Raw genomic sequence first — 19258 nt, 5'->3', positions numbered from 1 at the left:
CGCTCATGACAGCCCTATCGTCCGATCTCAGGGAAGCGCTGGCCAAGGTCGGCACATCGACCCTGACCGGCGTGCTCAATCGCCGCGGCCTGCGCAGCATGACCCTGTACGACGTGTGGCCGCTCAGGGTCGAGCAGCCCCGCCTGGTCGGCATCGCCTTCACCATGCGCTTCATCCCCTCGCGCGAGGACAAGGACGGCCCGACCTCCAAGAACCGCAGCACCGTCCAGCCGCAGGCCATGGAGGAGTGCCCGCCCGGCCACGTGCTGATGATCGACTCGCGCGGCGATTCGCGGGCGGCTTCGGCCGGCGACCTCTATGTCGGCCGCCTGAAGGCGCGCGGCGCGGCCGGCATCGTGACCGACGGCGGTTTCCGCGACACCGACGGCGTCGCCAAGACCGGCCTGCCGGCCTACCACCGCCGGCCGTCCTCGCCGCCCAGCCCGATCGTCCATCGTCCGATGGATCTCAACCTGCCGATCGCCTGCGGCGGCGTCGCGGTCTATCCGGGCGACATCGTGGTCGGCGACCGCGACGCCATCCTGGTGATCCCGCCCGACATCGTCGAGGCGGTCGCCCAGGAGGCGCTCGACACCTACCACTACGAGGAGTTCGCCGAGGCCGAGGTGGCGCGCGGCCGCTCGCTCAAGGGCCTGTTCCCGGTCGCCGGCGAGGAAGCCAAGCGCGACTACGAGGAGTGGAGGAAGAAGCGCGGCGGCTGAACGTCTTGCCGGGAGCGCGCCACTTCAGGCGGAGTAATCTCCGCCGGCAGTGGCGCTCTTATCTTTTCACCTCCCCAGCTTCGCTGGGGAGGTGTCGCGTCATACGCGACGGAGGGGTCAGGAGCCATGGGAGAGGCTTGAGCCTGAGGCTCATGACCCCTCCGTCGCCGAAGACGGCGACACCTCCCCAACCTCGTTGGGGAGGAAACCATGAGCGCCATCGGGCCGGTGCGCTCCCAGCAATGAGTCGTCACCCGAGCCGTGTGCGGATCTCGAGGCCGCCCTTCAGGGTCAGCGTGACGGGCGTGCGTTCGGCGATGTCGGCCATGCGCTTCTTCTGCTCGGTGTCGACCGGGCCCTCGATGGTGAGCACGCGGTCGATGTGCTGCCTGTCGCCCTCGCGTCCGTAGTGGACGTCGGCGTGCACCGCCGTCACCGCCCACTGCTTGCGCTCGGCATACATGCGCAGCGTGATGACGGTGCAGGCCGCCAGCGCCGAGGTCAGCAGGTCATAGGGCGCCGGCCCGGCATCCTTGCCGCCGAGCTCCGGTCCTTCGTCTGCCGTGAGCGCATGGTGTCCGGTGACGATCGCGGTCTGGTAGTTGGTCGTGCCGATGCTTGCCCGCGCGTGCGCCATGGGAGTCCTCCGTTCGTGAGTTTCTCTTGTCATCCTGAGCGCAGCGAAGGATCTCATCACCAGAACGTTCAATGTGCGCTCTTGCGGGCGGCGATGAGATCCTTCGCTTACGGCACTTGCTTCGCAAGTGCCGTAAGCGAAGGACGACAAGATTCGCGGAACTCAAGATGAGTGCAGCTCGATGAACGTATCGGCGATGCCTCTTGCCCGCACCTCGCCGATCACCATAGCATCGGGAACGTCGGCCACGTGATCGGCCGGCACCGCGGCGAGCAGGCCGCCGGCGGTTTGCGGATCGAACAGCAGCGGCAGGTTGGGATGCCGGGCGGCCTTGTCCATGCCGTCGATCAGGTGGCGGGCGCGCAGATTCTCGGTCTGCAGCGAGCTCGCGAAACCCCAGGCGAACAATTCTTGTGCCCCGTCGAGCGCGGGCAGGGCATCGAGTGAAAGATCGACCGTGACCTCGCCGCTCGCGCGGATCATCTCGGCGAGATGGCCGGCCAGGCCGAAACCCGTGACGTCGGTGCAGGCATGGGCGCCGGCGGCGATCAGCGTCTGCGCGGCTTCGCCCGACGGCCGGCGCATCGAGGCGAGCGCCTGCTCGATCCAGGCGCCGCGCGCCGCGCCGCGCATCGCCGCGGCGAAGATCACGCCGGTGCCGAGCTTCTTGGTGAGCACCAGCCTGTCGCCGATCTTCAAGCCGCCCTTGCGCAGCGCCCGCGCCGGATCGACCAGGCCGTTCACCGAGAAGCCCAGCGCCGCTTCCGGCCCTTCGCCCGAATGGCCGCCGATCAGCGCGCAGCCGGCTCGGTCGAGCACGCGGCGCGCGCCCGCCAGCAGCTGGAACAGATCCTCCTCCATCAGCCGCTCGGCGGCGGCCGGCACGACGGCGAGCGCCAGCGCGCTGTGCGGCCGGGCGCCCATCGCCCACACGTCGCCCAGCGCGTGCACCGCCGCGACCTCGCCGAAGATCAGCGGATCGTCGAGGAAGGTGCGGAAGAAATCGACCGACTGCACCAGCGCCTGGCCGGCCGGCACCTCGATCATCGCCGCATCGTCGGGCGCATCGAGGCCGATGGTCACGTTGGCGCCGGGCGCCGGCCCGAGCCGCGCCAGCACGCGTGTCAGCACGCCCGCGCCGACCTTGGCGCCACAGCCGCCGCAGCGCATGCCGATGTCGGCCAGCAGCCGTTTGGCCTCGGCGTCGGCCAGCGCCGGATCGGGCGGCGTCGCCGCCTTCATCACCATCGGCCTGGCCGGCGGCTCGCGATACATGCGCATCCACTTGCGGTCGATGTGGTCCTTCCAGCGCCACACCCATTTTCCTTCGACCGCCCAGTTGCCGCGCGTCGCCACGGCGTCGCCATCGCCGGTGCCGACGATCGAGAGGTAGCGGCTCTGCGGCACGAACGGCCGTGGTTCCTGGCCGAGCAGCGCGCGCCGCAGGTTGCCGGCGAGCGGCGGTCCCTGCCGAACGGCGAACACGCCGGCCTTGGGCCGGCGATGTGGCAGCACCGTGGCGCAATCGCCGACCGCGAAGATCGTCGGGTCGCCGGTCGAGCGCAGCGTGTCGTCGACGGCGAAGAAGCCGCGCTCGTCGAGCGGCAGGCCGGTCGTTGCGAACCACGCCGCCGCACTTGCCTCGGTCACGACGAACACCGCATCCGCCTCGAGCCAGGCGCCGTCGTCGAGCTCGACCGAGCCGCGCGAGAGGCGCCTGGTCGCGCGGTTCTCGACCAGGCGCAGGCCGCGCCGCTGGAAGATCGCACGCATCTTGTGCCGCGCCGCCGCGGCCTGCGACGCCAGGATCTCGCCCTTGGTCGCCAGCGTGACCTGCAGCTCGGCACCTTTCGCCACCTGGCGCACGCGATGATCGATGGCGAGCGCCAGCTCGACGCCACCCGCGCCGCCGCCGATCACGACGATCCTGAGCGGGCCCAGCCAGCTCTTCATGCGCTCGAGGAAGGCGAGCCAGCGCCGGCCGAGCTCGGCGATCGGCTTGACCGGCGTCGCCCACTCAGCCGCGCCCGGAATGGTATCGAGGTTGGGCGCCGAGCCGACATCGACCGACAGGAGATCGTAGGACACCGGCGGCCGGTCCTTCAGCAGCACTCGGCGATTGTCGCGATCGAGTCCCGTCGCCTCGGCGTGGATCAGGCGGGCGCCGGTCCAGGCGGCGAGCCGCGCCAGGTCGATGTGGCATTCATCGAACGTATAATGTCCGGCGACGAAGCCCGGGATCATGCCGGAGTAGGGCGTCTCGATATCGCGCCCGATCAGGGTGAGCCGCACGCCGGGCATCGGCTTCATGCCGAAGCTCTTCAGCACATGGACGTGGCTGTGCCCGCCGCCCAGCAGCACGACGTCCTTGAGCAGCGGGCCTGCCGGCATTGCCACGATCGATCAGACCTTGAGCAGGATCCACGTGCAGGTGCCGATCGCGCACAGCCTGCCGCTCTCGGTGTAGAGCGCCGTACCGGAATAGAGCTTGCGGCCCTCGCCGCCCAGGCTCCAGCCGATGACGGCACAGCGCTCGCCGACGCGCGGCGGCTCGATCACCTTTGCCGTCATGCGGCCGGTGAGCGCGGGACGGAAATCGTCGGCGTCCTGCACCGCGAAGGCGCCCGGGCAATCGAGCGCGCCCCACACGAACTCCGGCTTGATGCGGCCGCCCGGATCTGCGTGGTTGGCGTGCGGCACGTAGCAGGACAGCGACTGGCCCTTCTGCGGCCCGGCCGAGCCCAGCACACGGAGGCCATCGCCGACGGCGCGGCCCCGCCCGCAGACGATGCACCAATGGAAGTCGCTGTCCTCGGGACTGCCGCCATCCTCGGCGCGGCGCATGACCTCGTTCCAGTCGCCGGGCGGCGGCGGCGGCACGAGGTGATCGACGTTGCCGGCGCGTGCCTCGCACACCAGCGTGTCGTCGTCCTTGAGCAGCAGCACGTCGCCGTCGCGCCCGACCTGCATCGCCGTGTCGAGCGGCACCGGCGCGCGCAGCGTGATCTCGACGGCGTCGTCCCGGCCGAGCTGCCGGTTGAATGCGCCGGCCATGAGTCCGGCGACATAGCCGCCGTTGCCCGACAGGCGCGGGCCATTGAATTGCGGTGCAATGATGATGGTTTCGGTCACGCTACTCCTCCGCGACGCGGAACCTGACGCGAGCCTGCAGGCGATGCAAGTCTCGCCCGCGCGAAAGCGCTTGCCGCTGCCGCACGCTGCGGCCAAGGGTGAAGGCGATGAGCCGATTCGTGCCCTGGGCGCTGGTGGCGTTGTGCTTCGTGCTCGGCGTGGCGAGCCGCTCGATCAGCGACACCTTCACCGTGTTCGTGCCGGCCCTGCAGGGCGATTTCGTCGCGAGCCGCAGTGCGATCACCCTGGTCTACAGCTTTGCGCTTCTTGTCGGCGGCACCGGCGCGCCGATCGCCGGCTGGATCGTCGACCGCTTCGGCCTGCGCGTGCTCACCATGGTCGGCGTCACGGCGGTGACGCTTGCCTCGGCGTTCGCCTCGCGCGCGACCGCGGTGTGGCATCTCTATCTCTGTCTCGGCATCGTCATGGGCTTCGGCGGCGCCTCGCTGTCGGGCGTGCTGAGCTCGACCCTGCTCGGGCGCTGGTTCCCGGCCAATCGCCTCGGCGTGGCGCTGGCGGTCGCCTGGTCGGCCTCGGGCGTCGGCGCCATCGTCATGTTCCCGCTCGCCGAGCACCTGATCGTGACGCAGGGCTGGCGCCACGCCTATGTCGTGTTCGCCTGCGCGAGCGCGGTGCTGCTTCCCGTGCTGCTGGTGCTGCCGTGGCGGCGCATCGAGCGCGGCGCCACCGGCCTGGTGCCGGCGCGCGCCTCCGACCGGCCCGGCCCGACGGCCGGCGAGGCGGTGCGCGACTGGCCGTTCTGGGCGCTCACCTTCTCCTTTGCGCTGACCTCGATCGGCATCTTCTCCCTGGTGCCGCAGACCATGGTCTACCTGCTCGAGCGCGGCCTCGACGGCGCCTATGCCGCGCGCGCCCTGGCGGTGGCGGGGTTCCTCACTCCGCTCGGCATGGTCGGCTTCAGCTGGCTGGCCGACCGCGGCGGCCGCAAGATCGCGGCCGTCCTGGCCTATGCCAGCTCGATTGCCGGCGTCGGCGCGCTCGCCCTGGTGCGCGGCCCCGGCGACGATGTCTGGCTGTGGCTCTACGTGCTGCTGTTCGGCGGCAGCATGGGCAGCCGCGGGCCGATGATCTCGACCTTGGCGACCCTGCGCTATCGCGGCGCGCATTTCGGTCGCATCTACGGCCTGATCAGCGTCGGCATGGGACTGGGCGGCTTTCTCGGGGCCTGGCTCGGTGGATTGCTGCACGACTGGACCGACGGCTACGCCGCGGTGATGGTGCTCTCGGTGTGTGCGCTGGCGCTCGCCGCCGCCTCGCTCGGCTCGGAAGCCGGGGCGCGGGAGCGGTTGAGCAGGTAGGAAATTCGTTCTCCTCCCCAGCGAAGCTGGGGAGGAGATTCCGAAGTTGGGGAGGAGAGTCTAGACAATCGCCGTGTGCACCAGGTTGGCGATCTGGTCGAGGCGCGTGCTGTGCCACGGGTCGGGGATGCGGTTGTTGGTGATGTAGGCGAACGACACGCCCGAGTCGGGATCGCCCCAACAGTACGAGGTGCCGACGCCGCCGTGGCCGAAGGCGCGCGGGCTGGCCAGGGCGCCGAGGCCGCGGATGGTCTCGGTCGTGCCGCGCAAATGTGGCCCCAGGCCGCGATGCATCGGCATGCCCATGAACTCGTCGACCCGATCGCCGGTGTGGTTGCGGATTGCGTATTGCAGCAGGCGCGGCGAGACGAGGCGCGTGCCGGCGAGCTCGCCACCCTGCAGCATCATCTGGTAGAGCGCCGCCATGGCGCGCGCCGTGGCGTAGCCGGCGGCGCCCGGCGAGCCGCTCTTGCGCCAGTCGGCGGCGTTGTTCTCGGCAAGCGGGCGCACGCCTTTGCCATCAGGGAGCGGTTCATGCATGTCGGCGGCGCGGCCGAACTCGCTTTCCGGCAGCCCGACATAGAGCTCGCGCGACAGCCCCAGCGGCTCGGTCACGGTCTCGCGGATGACGTCGCGGAAGTCGCGGCCGGTCACCGCCTCGATCAGCATGCCCAAGGTCCAGTGCGCGGTCTGCCCGTGATAGTGCACCTTGGAGCCGGGCGACCATTCGAGCGCGAAGTCGCACACCACCTCCTGCAGCCGCTTGTGATCGGCCCAGGCATCCTTGCCGACCACGGCATTGGGATAGCCGGCCTGGTGGGTGATGACCTGCTGTACCGTGATGTTGCCCTTGGCGTTGCGGGCGAAGGCGGGCACGTGGTCGGCGATGCGGTCGCTCCACGAGAACAGGCCGCGCTCGGCCAGCACCCACAGGGCGACCGCGGTCACCACCTTGGTGTTGGAGTAGAGCAGCCACAGCGTGTCGTCGCCGGCCGGCCGCGCCGCCGGCGCGGTCACCGCCTGGCCGAAGCTCTTGAACAGGGCGAGCTTGCCGTGGCGGGCCAGCGCGATCTGGCAGCCCGGGTAGCGGCCCTCGGCGATGTGGCGCTGGATCAGCGCCTCCAGCCGCTCGATCTGCTGGCGCCGGAAATCCAGCGACTCGAGGTCGGCGGCGGGCAGGGGGAAGTCCGAGCCGGCGCGGGAAGAGATTGCAGTGTCCATGGTGGTTCCTCCTGTGGCTATCCTGTTGTCATTGGATGATCTGTCGATGACGCACCCGCCGACATGTTGTGTTTTCCGAAATCCTTGCCACAATGCGCGGCATGTTGGATCGCATCGACTTTCCGAGTAGTCCCAGCCAACGGGCGCGGGGGTAGCCGTGACGCTGGGCCTTGAGTCCTGCCACGCGCTGGTCCTCAACGCCGACTTTCGGCCGCTGTCCTATTTTCCGTTGTCGATCTGGTCCTGGCAGGATGCCGTCAAGGCCGTTTTCCTCGACCGCGTCAGCGTGATCTCCGAATACGATCGCACCATCCACAGCCCGTCCTTCGAGATGCGCCTGCCCAGCGTCATCGCTCTGAAAGAATACATCCCGGCGGCGCGGCGCCCGGCCTTCACGCGGTTCAACGTCTTTCTGCGCGACCGCTTCCACTGCCAGTATTGCGGCGGCGACTTCGCGACCAACGAGCTCACCTTCGACCACGTCGTGCCGAAGTCGCGCGGCGGGCGGACCAGCTGGAACAACGTCGTCACCGCCTGCAGCCCGTGCAACCTCCTGAAGGGCAACCGGCTCTTGCGCGAGATCGGCATGCACCTGCAGCGCGCCCCGCTCGAGCCCACGACCCAGGAGCTGCAGGAGAACGGCCGCTCGTTCCCGCCCGGCTATCTGCACGAGAGCTGGCGCGACTTCCTGTATTGGGACAGCGAGCTCGACCAGACCTGACCGGCGTTCACAAGTGGAACGTTGACGTTTGGGAAAAACCACCGTCATCCCGACCGAAGCCGAGCGCAGCGGGGCGTAGTGGAGGGACCTTTCTTGCTGTCGGCCAGGAAAGGTCCCTCGACTGCGGCGCCCTTCGGGTGGCTCCGCTCGGGATGACGAAAAAGGAAGAATACGACAGCTCCTGCGCTCACACCCGCGTCGACAGCCAGATGGCGAGCCGCGAGCCGGCCTTGATGGCGGCGCTCAGCGCCTCGTAGGCGGGCGCTTCCTCGGCGCCGGCGGCCAGCGCCGTCTCCTTGTGCTCGATCTCCTCGGCGCGGAACTTCTCGATGGTGGCGCGCAGCGGGGCCTCGTCGTCGCCCAGCGCCGCCGCCTGCTCGGCGTAGTGCCCGTCGATCGTCTCCTCGACCGCGACGGTGCAGGCCATCGCCGCCTTGTCGCCCATCAGCGCCGTCGCCGCACCGAGCGCAAAGCCCGCGACGTGCCACAGCGGCGACAGCAGGGTGGGGCGCACGCGGCGCTCGACCATCAGCCGGTCGAACACCTTGTTGTGCTCGCGCTCGGCGCGCGCCATGGCCGCGATCTTGCGGCCGGTCTCGCTGTTGGAGCGGCCGGTCCAGCGCAGCGCCGCGAGCTGGCCTTCGTAGATGCGCACGGCGCCGAACTCGCCCGCCTGGTCGACGCGGATCGCCCGCTCGACCACGTCGCGCGGGCTGAGGTCGCCGGGGTTCCTGGTCTCGGCTGTGGTCTTCATGTCGTCACCCCCATGTCGTCCTCATGAGGCGGCCTTCAGCCAGCGGATCGCACCCGACGCCAGCCCGATCGCCAGCAGGGCCGACAGGATCGCGTTCCAGCCCGCCATCGAGATGCCGAGCAGCGACCACGCGACGGCGTCGCAGCGTACCATCCTGGCATTGAACAGGTACTTGCGCAGCTCCTCCGGCGAGAGGCCGGTCGGGATGGTGCCCGAGCAGGCCTGCGGCCCCAGCCACCAGCGCAGCTCGACGCCGGCATGGAACAGGCCGAGCGCCGCCGTGGTGGCGAGGCCCAGGATTGCCACCAGCAGCAGGGCGCCGGCGAGCCGCGGCGTCTTGTAGCAGGCGAGCGCCGCCAGCCCGGCGGCGATCACCACCATGTGCGGCCAGCGCTGCCACAGGCACATCTCGCATGGCGCGAGGCCGATCACGTACTGGAAGAAGTACGCGCCGCCCAGCAGCACGCCACTGCCGATCGCGGCGATCAGGCCAAGCTGGCTCGGCAGCGGAAGCTGGCCGAGGAGACTTGCCTGCGAGGAAGACGTCCGGTCGAGCAGGGCCATGGGCGATGCCTCAGAACAGGTAGCGGAAGGCGACGAAGCCGCCCACCAGCGCGATCAGGAACAGCCAGGTCAGCAGGGTCAGGCGTTCCTCGATGAAGCTGCGGATCGGCTCGCCGAATTTCCACAGCAAGGCTGCCACGAGAAAGAAGCGCAGGCCACGCGTCATGATCGACGCCCACACGAACGTGAACAGGTCGAAGTGGGCGGCACCCGAGGCGATGGTCACCAGCTTGTAGGGAATCGGGGTCAGGCCTTTGATCAGGATGATCCAGATGCCGTACTGCTCGAAGCCGGTGCGGAACGCCGCCAGCCCGGCCTGCAGCCCGTAGGTTCTGACCACCCATTCGCCCAGTGTCTCGAAGAGGTAGTAGCCGATGGCGTAGCCCAGCAGGCCGCCCAGCACCGAGGCGATGGTGCACACCAGCGCGATTCGGAACGCCCTGGTGCGGTCGGCCAGCACCATCGGGATCAGCATCACGTCGGGCGGGATCGGAAATACCGAGCTCTCGAGGAACGAGATCACGGCCAGCGCCGGCAACGCCTGCTTGTGCGCCGCCAGCCTCATCACCCAGTCGTAGAGTCCACGCAACATGCCGGGCGGTCCTAATTCCTGTTCTCCTCCCCAAGCGAAGCTTGAGGAGGAGGATGGTTACTCCGCCGCCTGCTTGAGGCCGGTCGGCACCGGCTCGCCGGCCACCAGTGCGGCGCGCGCCGCCTCGTACTCGGCCTTGAGGCGGGCGATGATCTCGGCGGCGGGCGGGGCGTCGAAGATCTGGCCGACGCCCTGGCCCGCGCCCCAGATGTCGCGCCAGGCCTTGGCCTTGCTGTTGCCGCCCGAGCCGAAATTCATCTTGCTCTTGTCGGCGACCGGCAGGTCGTCGGGATCGAGGCCGGCGGCGGCGATGCTGCGCTTCAGATAGTTGCCGTGAACGCCGGTGAACAGGTTGGTGTAGACGATCTCCTCACCCGAGGAGTCGATGATGCACTGCTTGTTGGCGTCGCTCGCGTTGCCTTCCTTGCTCGCCGTGAAGCGTGTGCCGAGATAGGCGAGGTCGGCGCCGACGGCCTGGGCTGCCAGCACCGAGGCGCCGTTGGAGATCGCCCCCGACAGCAGGATGCAGCCGTCGTAGAACTGGCGCACCTCCGGCACCAGCGCGAACGGCGACAGCCGGCCGGCATGGCCGCCGGCGCCGGCGCACACCAGGATCAGCCCGTCGACGCCGGCCTGCAGCGCGCGCCTGGCGTGCACGACGTTGGTCACGTCATGGAACACCAGGCCGCCGTAGCGCTTGGCCGACCTCACCACGTCGTCGGGCGCGCGCAGCGAGGTGATCTGGATCGGCACCTTGTATTTCTCGCAGAGATCGATGTCGTGCTGCAGCCGGTCGTTCGAGCTGTGCACGATCTGGTTGACCGCGAACGGCGCGACCTTCCGGTCGGGGTGCCTGGCCTTGTACTCGCGCAGCTCCGTGGTGATGCGCTGCAGCCAGGTCTCGAGCAGCTCCTTGGGCCGCGCGTTCAGCGCCGGGAACGAGCCGACGATGCCGGCCTTGCACTGCTCGATCACCAGGTCGGGGTTCGAGACGATGAACAGCGGCGCGCCAACTACCGGGATCGAGAGGCTGTCGCGCAGCAGGGCGGGAAGGGCCATCGTGTTTCGCTCCTAGGAAGAGACGTTCGCAGGTGTCGGCGTGGGCCTAGCATGAAGCGGGCGCATTTCAAGCTCTCCTCCCCAGCTCCGCTGGGGAGAGGTGTCGCCGTCTTACGGCGACGGAGGGGTCATGAGCCTCAGTGAGTGTTGCTCATGACCCCTCCGTCCGCGATTACGCGGACACCTCCCCAGCGAAGACGCTAGGGAGGAAAGCTAACGCAGCATCGTGTACGGGCCGCCCTTCTCCAGCGCGCGCTTGTAGGCCGGCCGCGCCTGGATGCGGGCGACGAAATCCTCGAGCCGCGGCAGCTTGTCGCCGAGCGCGGCACGCGCGGCGGCGGCTTCGATGGGGAAGCTCATCTGGATGTCGGCGGCGGTGAAGTCGGGGCCGGCGAACCAGTCGCGACCGGCGAGCTCGCTCTCGAGAAAGGCGAAGTGGTTGGAGATCTGCGGCGCGAGCAGGGCGTGGTCGGCGCCGGCCGAGATCGCCCTGGCGACCGGCCGCATCGCCCACGGCACGCGCTCGGGCAGGCGATTGAACACCAGCTTCAGGAACAGCAGCGGCATCAACGAGCCCTCGGCGTAGTGCAGGAAGTAGCGGTAGCGCAGCCGCTCCGGCGTGCCCGGCGCCGGCACGAACCGGCCGTTGCCGTACGTCTCGACGAGGTACTCGAGGATGGCGCCCGACTCGGCCAGCGTGACCTCGCCGTCGCTGACCACCGGCGACTTGCCGAGCGGATGGACGGCGCGCAGCGAGGCCGGCGCCTGCATCGTCGGCTCACGCTTGTAGAGCCGGACCTCGTAGTCGAGGCCGAGCTCCTCGAGCATCCACAGCACGCGTTGCGAGCGCGAACTCTCGAGATGGTGGACGGTGATCATGGCGGGGGCTCGTGGGTTGGAGTGTTCGCTCTTGATCCTCCCCAGCTTCGCTGGGGAGGTGTCCGCGTCTTCGCGGACGGAGAGGTCATGGGCAGCGTGACTGTGACTCATGACCCCTCCGTCGCCGTAAGACGGCGACACCTCCCCACGCAAGGCGTGGGGAGGGGGATGACTACAACGCTCCCGGGCGCCAGTTGCCGTGGAAGCCGGCGGGCACGCGGCTCGACAGGTGGGCCAGCGCGCGCGGGCCGCGGGCGATGTCGGTCGCTTCGAACACCGCGAGGTCGCTGCGGCCTTCCTCGGCGCGGTAGATCACGCTCAGCACCCAGCCGTCGCCTTCGGCAGAGTCGGCCTTGCGCGGCACGAACACCGGCTCGCCGAAGCGGTCGTTGGCGCCGGCGTTCCAGGTCGCGTTGCGGCCGGTCGTCAGGTCGTAGTGGGTGATGCCCTCGAGCCGCGGTACGCCGGCCGCCGCGACATTGCCCGACACCGTCCAGCCGTGCCGGTAGTCGCGCATGCAGTAGCGCTCGTCGAAGCGCGGGAACTCGCCGGGACGATCGTCGAGCTGCTCTTCCTTGAAGGTGTTGGCCTTGCCGGAGAGGTCGAAGGTCCAGCGGAACAGCCGCGCCGCCGGCGTTTCCGCGCTCGACGGCGTGCCGTCGGGCAGCGGGAACAACGGCGCGATGCCGTACTTCATGACGTCGATCACGATCTTGCCGTCGGCCGTCTCGAAATGATTCATCGGATGGAACACGTAGCTCGCCGGCGCGCTCACCCACTTGGCGTCGGCGACGGTGCCGTTGCGCGGGATGAAGGCGATGTGCGTGCCCTTGTCGGGCTCCCAGGCGAACGGCGGCTTGCCGCCCATTGCGCGCTCCATCGAGCTGGTCAGCGGGAAGATCGGCAGGATGATCCAGTTCCGCGTCACGGCGAAGTCGTGGATCATGCTGGGGAAGGGGCCGTCGAGGATCTCGGCACGGGTGATGCGGCCGTCCGCGCTCACCGTCTGCACGCTGACCTCCTTGGTGAAGCGGCCCTTGGCCGAGTAGCCGAAGAACACCATCTCGCCGGTCTCGGGATCGAGCTTGGGATGGGCGGTGAACGGTCCGCAGAGCTTGTTGCCCCAGGTCTCGTAGCCGCCGTCGGGCCCGCACGGCATCAGGCTCGCCGGATCGAGCATGAACGGCGCGTGCGCCTCCTCCAGCGCGAGCAGCTTGCCGCCGTGCCACACGATGTTGGTGTTGGCGATCGTCGAGTTGAGCACGAACACGCGCGGATCGGTGTAGCGCGGGTTGCCGAACGTGCCCGACAGCCCCTCGCCCTCCTTGTTCTCGATCTCCCACTTGGGCGTGCGCACCCAGCGGTTCTTGTAGGCGACATTGCCGTTCTCGACGTGGAAGGCGTGGATCATGCCGTCGCCGCCGAACCAGTGGTACGGCCCGCGCGGTGCGAATTGCGGGTTGGGCCCGTTGCGGTAGAGCGTGCCGCAGAGGTCGGTCGGCATCTCGCCGCTGATGTGCAGGTGGGCCGCATCGGCCTCGGTGTTCACCGGCGCGTAGTAGCCGCGCAGGAAGGGATTGTCGGTCGGGAAGGCCTTGGCCATGGCGCGCTCCTGATGAATCGACAGTTAAGGGAAACGCTGTGTATGAAACGAGACACTATCAATACACAGTGTTTCCTGCAAGGCAAGAATCGCGGAAGCCATGGGGAGAACGCCGGAAAACGCAGCGAATACAGGATCTTAACTGTCCCGCGACACCCGCCGTGCATCGCCACGCCATTTGTCGCGCTGAAGTCGCGTCACTGGTCGCTGGCGCGCATCAGCTCGATGCGCTTGGGAATCAGCTCGTCCGCCTGGTGCGTGAAGCCGGCGATGCGGCCGCCCGGCCGGCGAGGCCTTCGACCAGCCCGCGCCACCGGGTCGGTCACAGCGGGTTCGGCCCGAGGATTTCCCACTGGTACTTCCGGCCGAGTTCGCCGCGTTCGGCTTCGGTCAGCGGCCGGCCCGGCCGCTGCAGCATGTCCTCGATGTATTTCCCGGCCGAGGCGGGCGTGTAGAGGAACAGCACCCGGCCCGTCACCGCGCCGCTGTTCTTCCAGGCATGCCGGACATCGCGGGGAAAGAAGGCGCACGTACCAGGTCCACCGACCGTGATCTCGTCGCCGATCAGGAAAGTGATCTCGCCCTCGAGCACCCAGGCGACCTCGTCGCTGTCGTGATGCAGGTGGAACCAGCTCTTGGTGCCAGGCGGTACGGTTTCCTCGAACATCATGATGCTGCCCTCGGTCTCGTCACCGAACAGCTTCAGTGCGGCGACGCGCCCGGGCGCCGACATCTCGAGATATGTCCCGCCGCCGGCGGGAACGACGAAGCCCTTCGTCGTGGTCATCTCCCGGTCCTCCCTATTGCGGCGCCACAAGCCTACGCTTCGGCTGCCCGGCCGACAATCGCGCCGTCGGAGACAGGGACGATGGAGCGCTGCCGGGGCTAGACGGGGTGATGCACCGCCAAGCCGCCGAGCAGCCAGACCGCGAGCACGACCACGAGGACGACGCCGAGCACACCGCCGAGTCCAGGCCCGCCCCACCGCGAGTATCCGTAGTATCCGCCTCCACCGCCGAGCAACAGGATGAGCAGGACGATGATCAGGATCGTAACCACGTGCCGTTCTCCTTCCGGCTTTGGTCCATATCGGCCAAAGCCATCCTTCGGGAAGCAGAACGGCGCCAACGCCCAATCGTTCCGCGGCTCGCCCGGCAGGCGATCCCGGGCCACGCTCGATCTCTTGACCTGAGCGGCGCCGGGCCAGCAGTCTGCCGCTCCCATGCGATTTCAAACCAGGAAAGGTTCCCCGTGACCCTGCCGCTCGAAGGAGTCCGCGTCATCGAAGTGGGGCAGGCGCTGGCCGGCCCGTTGGCCGGCGTGCTGCTCGCCGACATGGGCGCCGACGTCATCAAGATCGAGAAGCCCGAGGGCGGCGACGATGCCCGCATCTGGGGCCCTCCGTTCGGGCCGGACGGCGTGACCTCGCTCTACTTCGAGGGCCAGAACCGCAACAAGCGCTCGGTCGTGCTCGACCTCAAGTCGGCGGCCGACATCGAGACGCTGAACCGGCTGTGCGAGACCGCCGACATCCTGATCCAGAACCTGAGACCCGGCGTGGTCGACGACATCGGCATCGGCCCCGAGGCGATGCTGAAGCGCCATCCGCGGCTGATCTATTGCTCGATCTGGGCCTTCGGCTACCAGGGGCCGATGCGGCTGAAGCCGGGCTTCGATCCGCTGCTGCAGGCCTATGGCGGCATGATGAGCGTGACCGGCCGGCCCGAGGATCCGCCGACCTTCTGCGGCGCCTCGATCAACGACAAGGCGACCGGCATGTTCTGCACCATCGGCGCGCTCGCCGCGCTGCGCCAGCGCGACCGCACCGGCAAGGGCTGTCTGGTCGACACCTCGCTGTTCGACTCGGCGGTGCATTGGGTGGAGGGGCAGGTCAACGCCTACCTGGTCGACGGCGTCGTCCCGAAGCGCCACGGCACCGGCGGCGCGGCGATCGTGCCCTACCAGGTGTTCGACACCGCCGACCACCCGCTCTGCCTGGCGCCGGGCAACGACCGCCTGTGGGCACGCTGCGCGCGGGCGTTGGGGCATCCGGAGTGGGCGACCGATGCGAAGTTTGCGACCAGCGCGCAGCGGGTGCGCAACCGCACGGAGCTGCTGCCGCAGATCGCGGCGGCGATGCGGACGCGGCCGCGCGCCGAGTGGCTGAAGATTTTGGAGGAGGCAGGGGTGCCGTGCAGCCCGGTGAACGACATCGGAGAATTGGTGGCGACGGAGCAGTTCGCGGCGTCGCAGCTGGTGCAGCAGTTGCCGAAGGGTGGGCCGCGGGTGGTGGGGATTCCCATCACGTTCGACCGCGTGCGGCCGCAGTCGGCACGACCTGCGCCGAAGCTCGGGGAGCATACGGCAGAGATCGTGGAAGGGTGCTGAAAGCACGAAGCAGCAATGCTCTGCGTGCATGAACCTTCATGAGCGCATTTGACCTGGGTCAAAACAATCGCCGGCTGCGGCAGATATCTTTGGCTTGGTTCGATGTTCGCTTTCTTCATCGCCGGCCCGCTTGGCGCTTCGGCGAAGGGGGTAAGGGTCATGACGACGCTCCAGGACTTCCGGCAAACGATCTCGCGCTTCGTCGATGGACGGCGCCAGCGCAGGCGGCTGCGACGCGAGCTCGCGCAGCTCGCGGCCATGGGGTCTCTCGATGCCGTTCTTGCGGACGTCGGCCTGAACCGTTCGCAGATCGACCCTCTGGTCGCCGGATGTGCCGGCTCCCAAGACTTGCTGGACCGGATGCTGGCGCGGCTTGGCATCGATGCCGCGGACCTGTCCGTCGAGAACCTGCGCGATATGACGTGGACCTGCACAACGTGCCCGGACAAGCGTCACTGCCGCGAATGGTTGGCTGACGTCGAGAGCACGGATTTCCGCAGTTTCTGCCCGAATGCCGCCCAGCTCGATCGAGCCTTGTCGTCGTCTCACCGCGCCCCGCCGACGGGCGGCAACCCGGACAGCGGCAGCTTCCGCCCGAGCGCCGACGACCTCAGGCGATTGAATTCCGAGGCCCGTCAGCGCGAGGTTCGGGCTCTGCTGCACATGGCGCCGTAGCTGCCTGCACGGGCACTTGCGTGCTTACCTGTACAGCAAGTATCCGGCGAGCAGTGTCGCCAGGGCCGGCATGGACCCAAGCGCGAGAAGGGTCTTCGTTCGCCGCGGCCTTGTGACGAACACCACGGCGATCGCGGTGCAAAGCGCGACGGGCGCAACAGCGTGCAAGTCGAGTCGATCCCATCCCACCGTGAGATAACGTAACGGCCTCCATCCCGTGTGATGGAGGTCCCACAAGATCCCCGGACTGGTGGCGAGCTGGAGGAAGGTCCCCGCCATGGTGAACAGCGGTATGCTGCCGACCTTGGTGAGCGAGTCTCACGCGTGTCCTGAAACGAGATCGTCGGCATTCTTGAGGCCGGTGAGCACGGTGTGCGGATCGCTTGTCACGGCGTGGAGCAGCGCCGCCGTGGCCGCGATGTCGCTGGCGCCCGCCCACGCCATGTCGTGCGCCTTCTGCTCATGCACATGTTCCAGGCCGACCGCCACCTTGCCCATCAGGGTCGTGATGTCCGTACCCTGTGCCCCGCTCAGGATGTTCACCAGCACCGAGCCCACGAATTGTCCGGCCGCCAAGGTCTGATGAACTTGATCGATCCAGAAGGCCAGTCCCGCCGCATCGGCAGATCGGTTGAACAGATTGCCGTAGACCGAGTCGAGGAAAGCGCCGATCTCAGCATCGCTGGCGCCTGCGGGATTGGCCAGGAAAGGATAGAGCGCCTTGGCTTCGTCGCTTACGCCGAACGAGCTGGCGATGTTGGCGAACAGCATTGAGGGAGGTTGAAAGCTTGCCGCTTCGGCAAACTGATCGACCCAGAAGGCGAATCCGTCGGCATCGGCAGCCCGGCCGAAGAAGGAGAGGTACGTGGCGCCAATCTGTTCCTCGGTGCTCAAGCCGACGAGGTTGAGCGTCGTGGTCGAGCCGAAATTCACCGGCACGACATAGATCAGGGCCTGCTCGTCGCCTCGGCTGCCGTCGGTCGCCGCTGCATGATAGGTGAAGACGTCTATCCCCGCGAAGCCCTGGAACGGGGTGTAGGTGAAGCTGCTATCCGGGCCGAGCTCGACGACGCCGTGGGCCGGGCCCGATGACAAGGTCACGGTCGCTGGCGCCGCGGGCATGTCGTTGGCCAGCACGCCATCGACAACGGGAACGGAGAGCGTTTGCCCGGGCAGGACGACATAGGCATCGTCATGCGTGGTCAGATGCGTGTCGAGGATGAAGGTGAGCGACGTCGTACCGGCCCCATACAAGCCGGCATGATGTCCAAGCGTGTAACCACGCGCGACGACGGTGTGCGTGCCGTCCGACAGGCCGACCGGGGTATACGACCACGCGCCATTCGCGTCCTGATGCAGGTAGTTGGTGCCGTCCGGCATAACGACCACAGACCCGTCGATCTCGATCTGGATGTATGGAGCAAGCTTGCCGGTGATCGTCGGGTTGCTGGTTATGTTGTCGGTCGACGATCCGCCAGTGTCGTTCAGCAGCTTCATGATGCCGCCGACGGCTATGTTCAGGCTGGGCAATGCCGCCGGAGCCTGCGGACCCGCCGAGAGAGTGAAGCTGGTCGCATTGAACTCTCCGACGATGTTGAGGGAGGTCGTGCCGGAAGTCTCGTGCAGGACGAGCACGCCGCCCGTCGAGTCGCCCGAGTACGAGTAGCTTTGCACATCGGCGAGGGCGTGGCCGTACAAGGTGATCACGTTGCGGCCGGCCAATACAGGGGCGATGGTTCCCGTGAAGCTGGCGGGATCGTCGATGAACAAGGTGCCGATGCCGCTGGAGAACACCACGGCCTGGGAGACTGGTCCACTCAACTCCAGGAATGCGGTGGATCTGATGACACCTGGAGCCAGCCATGGATCCGCATACTCGCCCGGTCCAATGACGACCTTGCCCGACCCTGTAACCGGTCCCGCGATGACGAGGCGTTCGCCAGTCGAGGCTTCGATGATGCCCGAATTCTCGATCGGCGCCTCGATTATTCCGGTCGCCGTGATCCGGCCGCCGGTGCCGACCGTGATGTGGTCGGCCAGGAGCGTTGCGTGATCCGACAGCCTGAGCACGCCATCGACCGACAGGGTACCCCACTCGAAGCCCTGGTGGCTGAGGTCAAGATATCCAGATGCGGCAATCGAATGCAGGGATGACTGCAGCGAGACATAGAGCCCGCTTGCCTGATCGTATGAGAGGATGTCTCCGCCTCTTACGCTCACGTTCGTGGCGATGGTCTCGATCAGGCCGCCGACGTTCAATTTCAGAGTGCCGTCATAGGCGCGATATAGGCCACTTGTCAGGGTGGAGCCGGTCAGGTTCGCGAAACCCCCCGCGGCGACGGTCACGCTCAAATCCGCGCTCGTGGCCGTAAGCGCTCCATTGTTGAGAAGGCTCGAAGCCGTGACCGTGAGGCTGGTCCCGTTTACGTTGCGCGCCCCGATGGAGGAGTCGTTGGTGAGCTGCCCGGACACCGAGATCACGCCACTCGCCTGAATGCCACTTCCTGCATTCACCAACGAACCGACATTCAAGGTGCCGTTCGCCAGCAGGATCGTGCCTTCGTTCACGAAGGCTCCGGCATTCAATGTGCCGGTGGCCCAACCGAACTGGCCGCTTCCCGCGATCGTCGCATTCTCGCGCAGCCTCGCCGTTCCCTCGACCGTCAGCTGGCCGTCGAGCATCAGGCGCTCCTGGAACATGTCCAGCGAGGCTGCGGTAAAGGCTTCACCGGGGGAGATGGCGATGTCCGATCTCGCGCCGCCGGTCGGCAGCGGTGTTCCCGTCGGGATGACGACATCGGCATCGGGGCCGTTGGGAACCACCCCGCCAACCCAGATCTGGGGATCGTGCCAGAAGACCGACTGGGTCGTGAGCTTCGGCTTGAATGTGTAGGTAACGTTTGCCATCGGGGGTAGTACCATCGCGGACGTGTACAGTGAGTCACTGTACACTTCGTTGCGGCGGCTCTGCAATGGAACCGAAGCTGCTCAG

General features: G+C 67.8%; 19 protein-coding genes and 1 pseudogene. 5 read left to right on the top strand and 15 right to left on the bottom strand.

The features are described from left to right. The first annotated feature begins 5 nt into the window (after positions 1 to 5). Positions 6 to 722: a ribonuclease activity regulator RraA gene (locus tag ACILR9_RS06055; RefSeq protein ID WP_395709000.1), complete on the top strand. Its 717-nt coding sequence runs from the start codon at positions 6 to 8 to the stop codon at positions 720 to 722. A gap of 250 nt (positions 723 to 972) precedes the next feature. On the opposite strand, the gene ACILR9_RS06050 is transcribed toward ACILR9_RS06055, so the two are convergent. The 4 genes and pseudogenes from ACILR9_RS06050 to ACILR9_RS06040 form a co-directional block, all read right to left on the bottom strand. After that, the gene (locus ACILR9_RS06050) at positions 973 to 1359 is read right to left on the bottom strand and encodes an OsmC family protein (RefSeq protein WP_395708999.1); all 387 of its coding nucleotides are present in this window, start codon (positions 1357 to 1359) and stop codon (positions 973 to 975) included. Positions 1360 to 1521: 162 nt separating this feature from the next. Next, positions 1522 to 2529 carry a selenide, water dikinase SelD gene (gene selD / locus ACILR9_RS38395; protein WP_407075284.1) on the bottom strand — a complete coding sequence of 336 codons (1008 nt, stop codon included), beginning with the start codon at positions 2527 to 2529 and terminating at the stop codon, positions 1522 to 1524. Between the two features lie 111 nt (positions 2530 to 2640). Next, positions 2641 to 3750: pseudogene (locus tag ACILR9_RS38390) on the bottom strand (FAD-dependent oxidoreductase); the annotation flags it as partial. Positions 3751 to 3762: 12 nt separating this feature from the next. Then, positions 3763 to 4491 (bottom strand): hypothetical protein, encoded by a 729-nt coding sequence (locus ACILR9_RS06040; protein ID WP_395708997.1) that lies wholly within the window; start codon positions 4489 to 4491, stop codon positions 3763 to 3765. A gap of 107 nt (positions 4492 to 4598) precedes the next feature. Here ACILR9_RS06040 and ACILR9_RS06035 point away from each other — a divergent pair, with 107 nt between their 5' ends. After that, positions 4599 to 5810 (top strand): MFS transporter, encoded by a 1212-nt coding sequence (locus ACILR9_RS06035; RefSeq protein WP_395708996.1) that lies wholly within the window; start codon positions 4599 to 4601, stop codon positions 5808 to 5810. Between the two features lie 60 nt (positions 5811 to 5870). Here the strand turns inward: ACILR9_RS06035 and ACILR9_RS06030 are convergent, their stop codons facing one another. Continuing rightward, on the bottom strand, positions 5871 to 7031 hold the full coding sequence (locus ACILR9_RS06030; RefSeq protein WP_395708995.1) for a serine hydrolase domain-containing protein: 1161 nt from the start codon (positions 7029 to 7031) through the stop codon (positions 5871 to 5873). Positions 7032 to 7188: 157 nt separating this feature from the next. Between ACILR9_RS06030 and ACILR9_RS06025 the strand changes: the two genes are divergently transcribed. Beyond that, positions 7189 to 7752: an HNH endonuclease gene (locus ACILR9_RS06025; RefSeq protein ID WP_395708994.1), complete on the top strand. Its 564-nt coding sequence runs from the start codon at positions 7189 to 7191 to the stop codon at positions 7750 to 7752. Between the two features lie 187 nt (positions 7753 to 7939). On the opposite strand, the gene ACILR9_RS06020 is transcribed toward ACILR9_RS06025, so the two are convergent. The 9 genes from ACILR9_RS06020 to ACILR9_RS05980 form a co-directional block, all read right to left on the bottom strand. Next, complete coding sequence (locus tag ACILR9_RS06020; protein ID WP_395708993.1) at positions 7940 to 8506, bottom strand: demethoxyubiquinone hydroxylase family protein; 567 nt, start codon at positions 8504 to 8506, stop codon at positions 7940 to 7942. Between the two features lie 21 nt (positions 8507 to 8527). After that, entirely contained in the window at positions 8528 to 9070 is a 543-nt protein-coding gene (locus ACILR9_RS06015; protein ID WP_395708992.1) for a disulfide bond formation protein B, read from the bottom strand. A gap of 10 nt (positions 9071 to 9080) precedes the next feature. Further along, positions 9081 to 9662: a YqaA family protein gene (locus tag ACILR9_RS06010; protein WP_395708991.1), complete on the bottom strand. Its 582-nt coding sequence runs from the start codon at positions 9660 to 9662 to the stop codon at positions 9081 to 9083. A 57-nt stretch (positions 9663 to 9719) separates the two neighbouring features. Continuing rightward, on the bottom strand, positions 9720 to 10721 hold the full coding sequence (locus ACILR9_RS06005; RefSeq protein WP_395708990.1) for an NAD(P)H-dependent flavin oxidoreductase: 1002 nt from the start codon (positions 10719 to 10721) through the stop codon (positions 9720 to 9722). 213 nt (positions 10722 to 10934) lie between these two features. After that, complete coding sequence (locus tag ACILR9_RS06000) at positions 10935 to 11600, bottom strand: glutathione S-transferase family protein (RefSeq protein ID WP_395708989.1); 666 nt, start codon at positions 11598 to 11600, stop codon at positions 10935 to 10937. A gap of 172 nt (positions 11601 to 11772) precedes the next feature. Next, entirely contained in the window at positions 11773 to 13203 is a 1431-nt protein-coding gene (locus ACILR9_RS05995) for a carotenoid oxygenase family protein (protein ID WP_395708988.1), read from the bottom strand. Positions 13204 to 13400: 197 nt separating this feature from the next. Then, entirely contained in the window at positions 13401 to 13529 is a 129-nt protein-coding gene (locus ACILR9_RS05990) for a hypothetical protein (protein ID WP_395708987.1), read from the bottom strand. After that, positions 13526 to 13990 carry a cupin domain-containing protein gene (locus tag ACILR9_RS05985; protein WP_395708986.1) on the bottom strand — a complete coding sequence of 155 codons (465 nt, stop codon included), beginning with the start codon at positions 13988 to 13990 and terminating at the stop codon, positions 13526 to 13528. Before ACILR9_RS05985 ends, ACILR9_RS05990 begins: the two co-directional genes overlap by 4 nt. Positions 13991 to 14088: 98 nt before the next feature. Then, on the bottom strand, positions 14089 to 14262 hold the full coding sequence (locus ACILR9_RS05980) for a DUF3309 family protein (protein WP_395708985.1): 174 nt from the start codon (positions 14260 to 14262) through the stop codon (positions 14089 to 14091). Positions 14263 to 14454: 192 nt separating this feature from the next. Here ACILR9_RS05980 and ACILR9_RS05975 point away from each other — a divergent pair, with 192 nt between their 5' ends. Further along, positions 14455 to 15591, top strand: a complete 1137-nt coding sequence (locus ACILR9_RS05975) for a CaiB/BaiF CoA transferase family protein (RefSeq protein ID WP_395708984.1) — start codon at positions 14455 to 14457, stop codon at positions 15589 to 15591. Between the two features lie 48 nt (positions 15592 to 15639). Beyond that, positions 15640 to 16266, top strand: coding sequence for a DUF6455 family protein (locus ACILR9_RS05970; protein ID WP_395708983.1), 627 nt, complete (start codon positions 15640 to 15642; stop codon positions 16264 to 16266). 318 nt (positions 16267 to 16584) lie between these two features. On the opposite strand, the gene ACILR9_RS05965 is transcribed toward ACILR9_RS05970, so the two are convergent. Then, positions 16585 to 19173 (bottom strand): Ig-like domain-containing protein, encoded by a 2589-nt coding sequence (locus ACILR9_RS05965; protein ID WP_395708982.1) that lies wholly within the window; start codon positions 19171 to 19173, stop codon positions 16585 to 16587. Positions 19174 to 19258 lie beyond the last annotated feature (85 nt).

Source organism: Reyranella sp., assembly GCF_044224635.1.
In the GTDB taxonomy this organism is placed as follows: domain Bacteria; phylum Pseudomonadota; class Alphaproteobacteria; order Reyranellales; family Reyranellaceae; genus Reyranella.
This window is presented reverse-complemented; position numbering and strand designations above follow the sequence as displayed.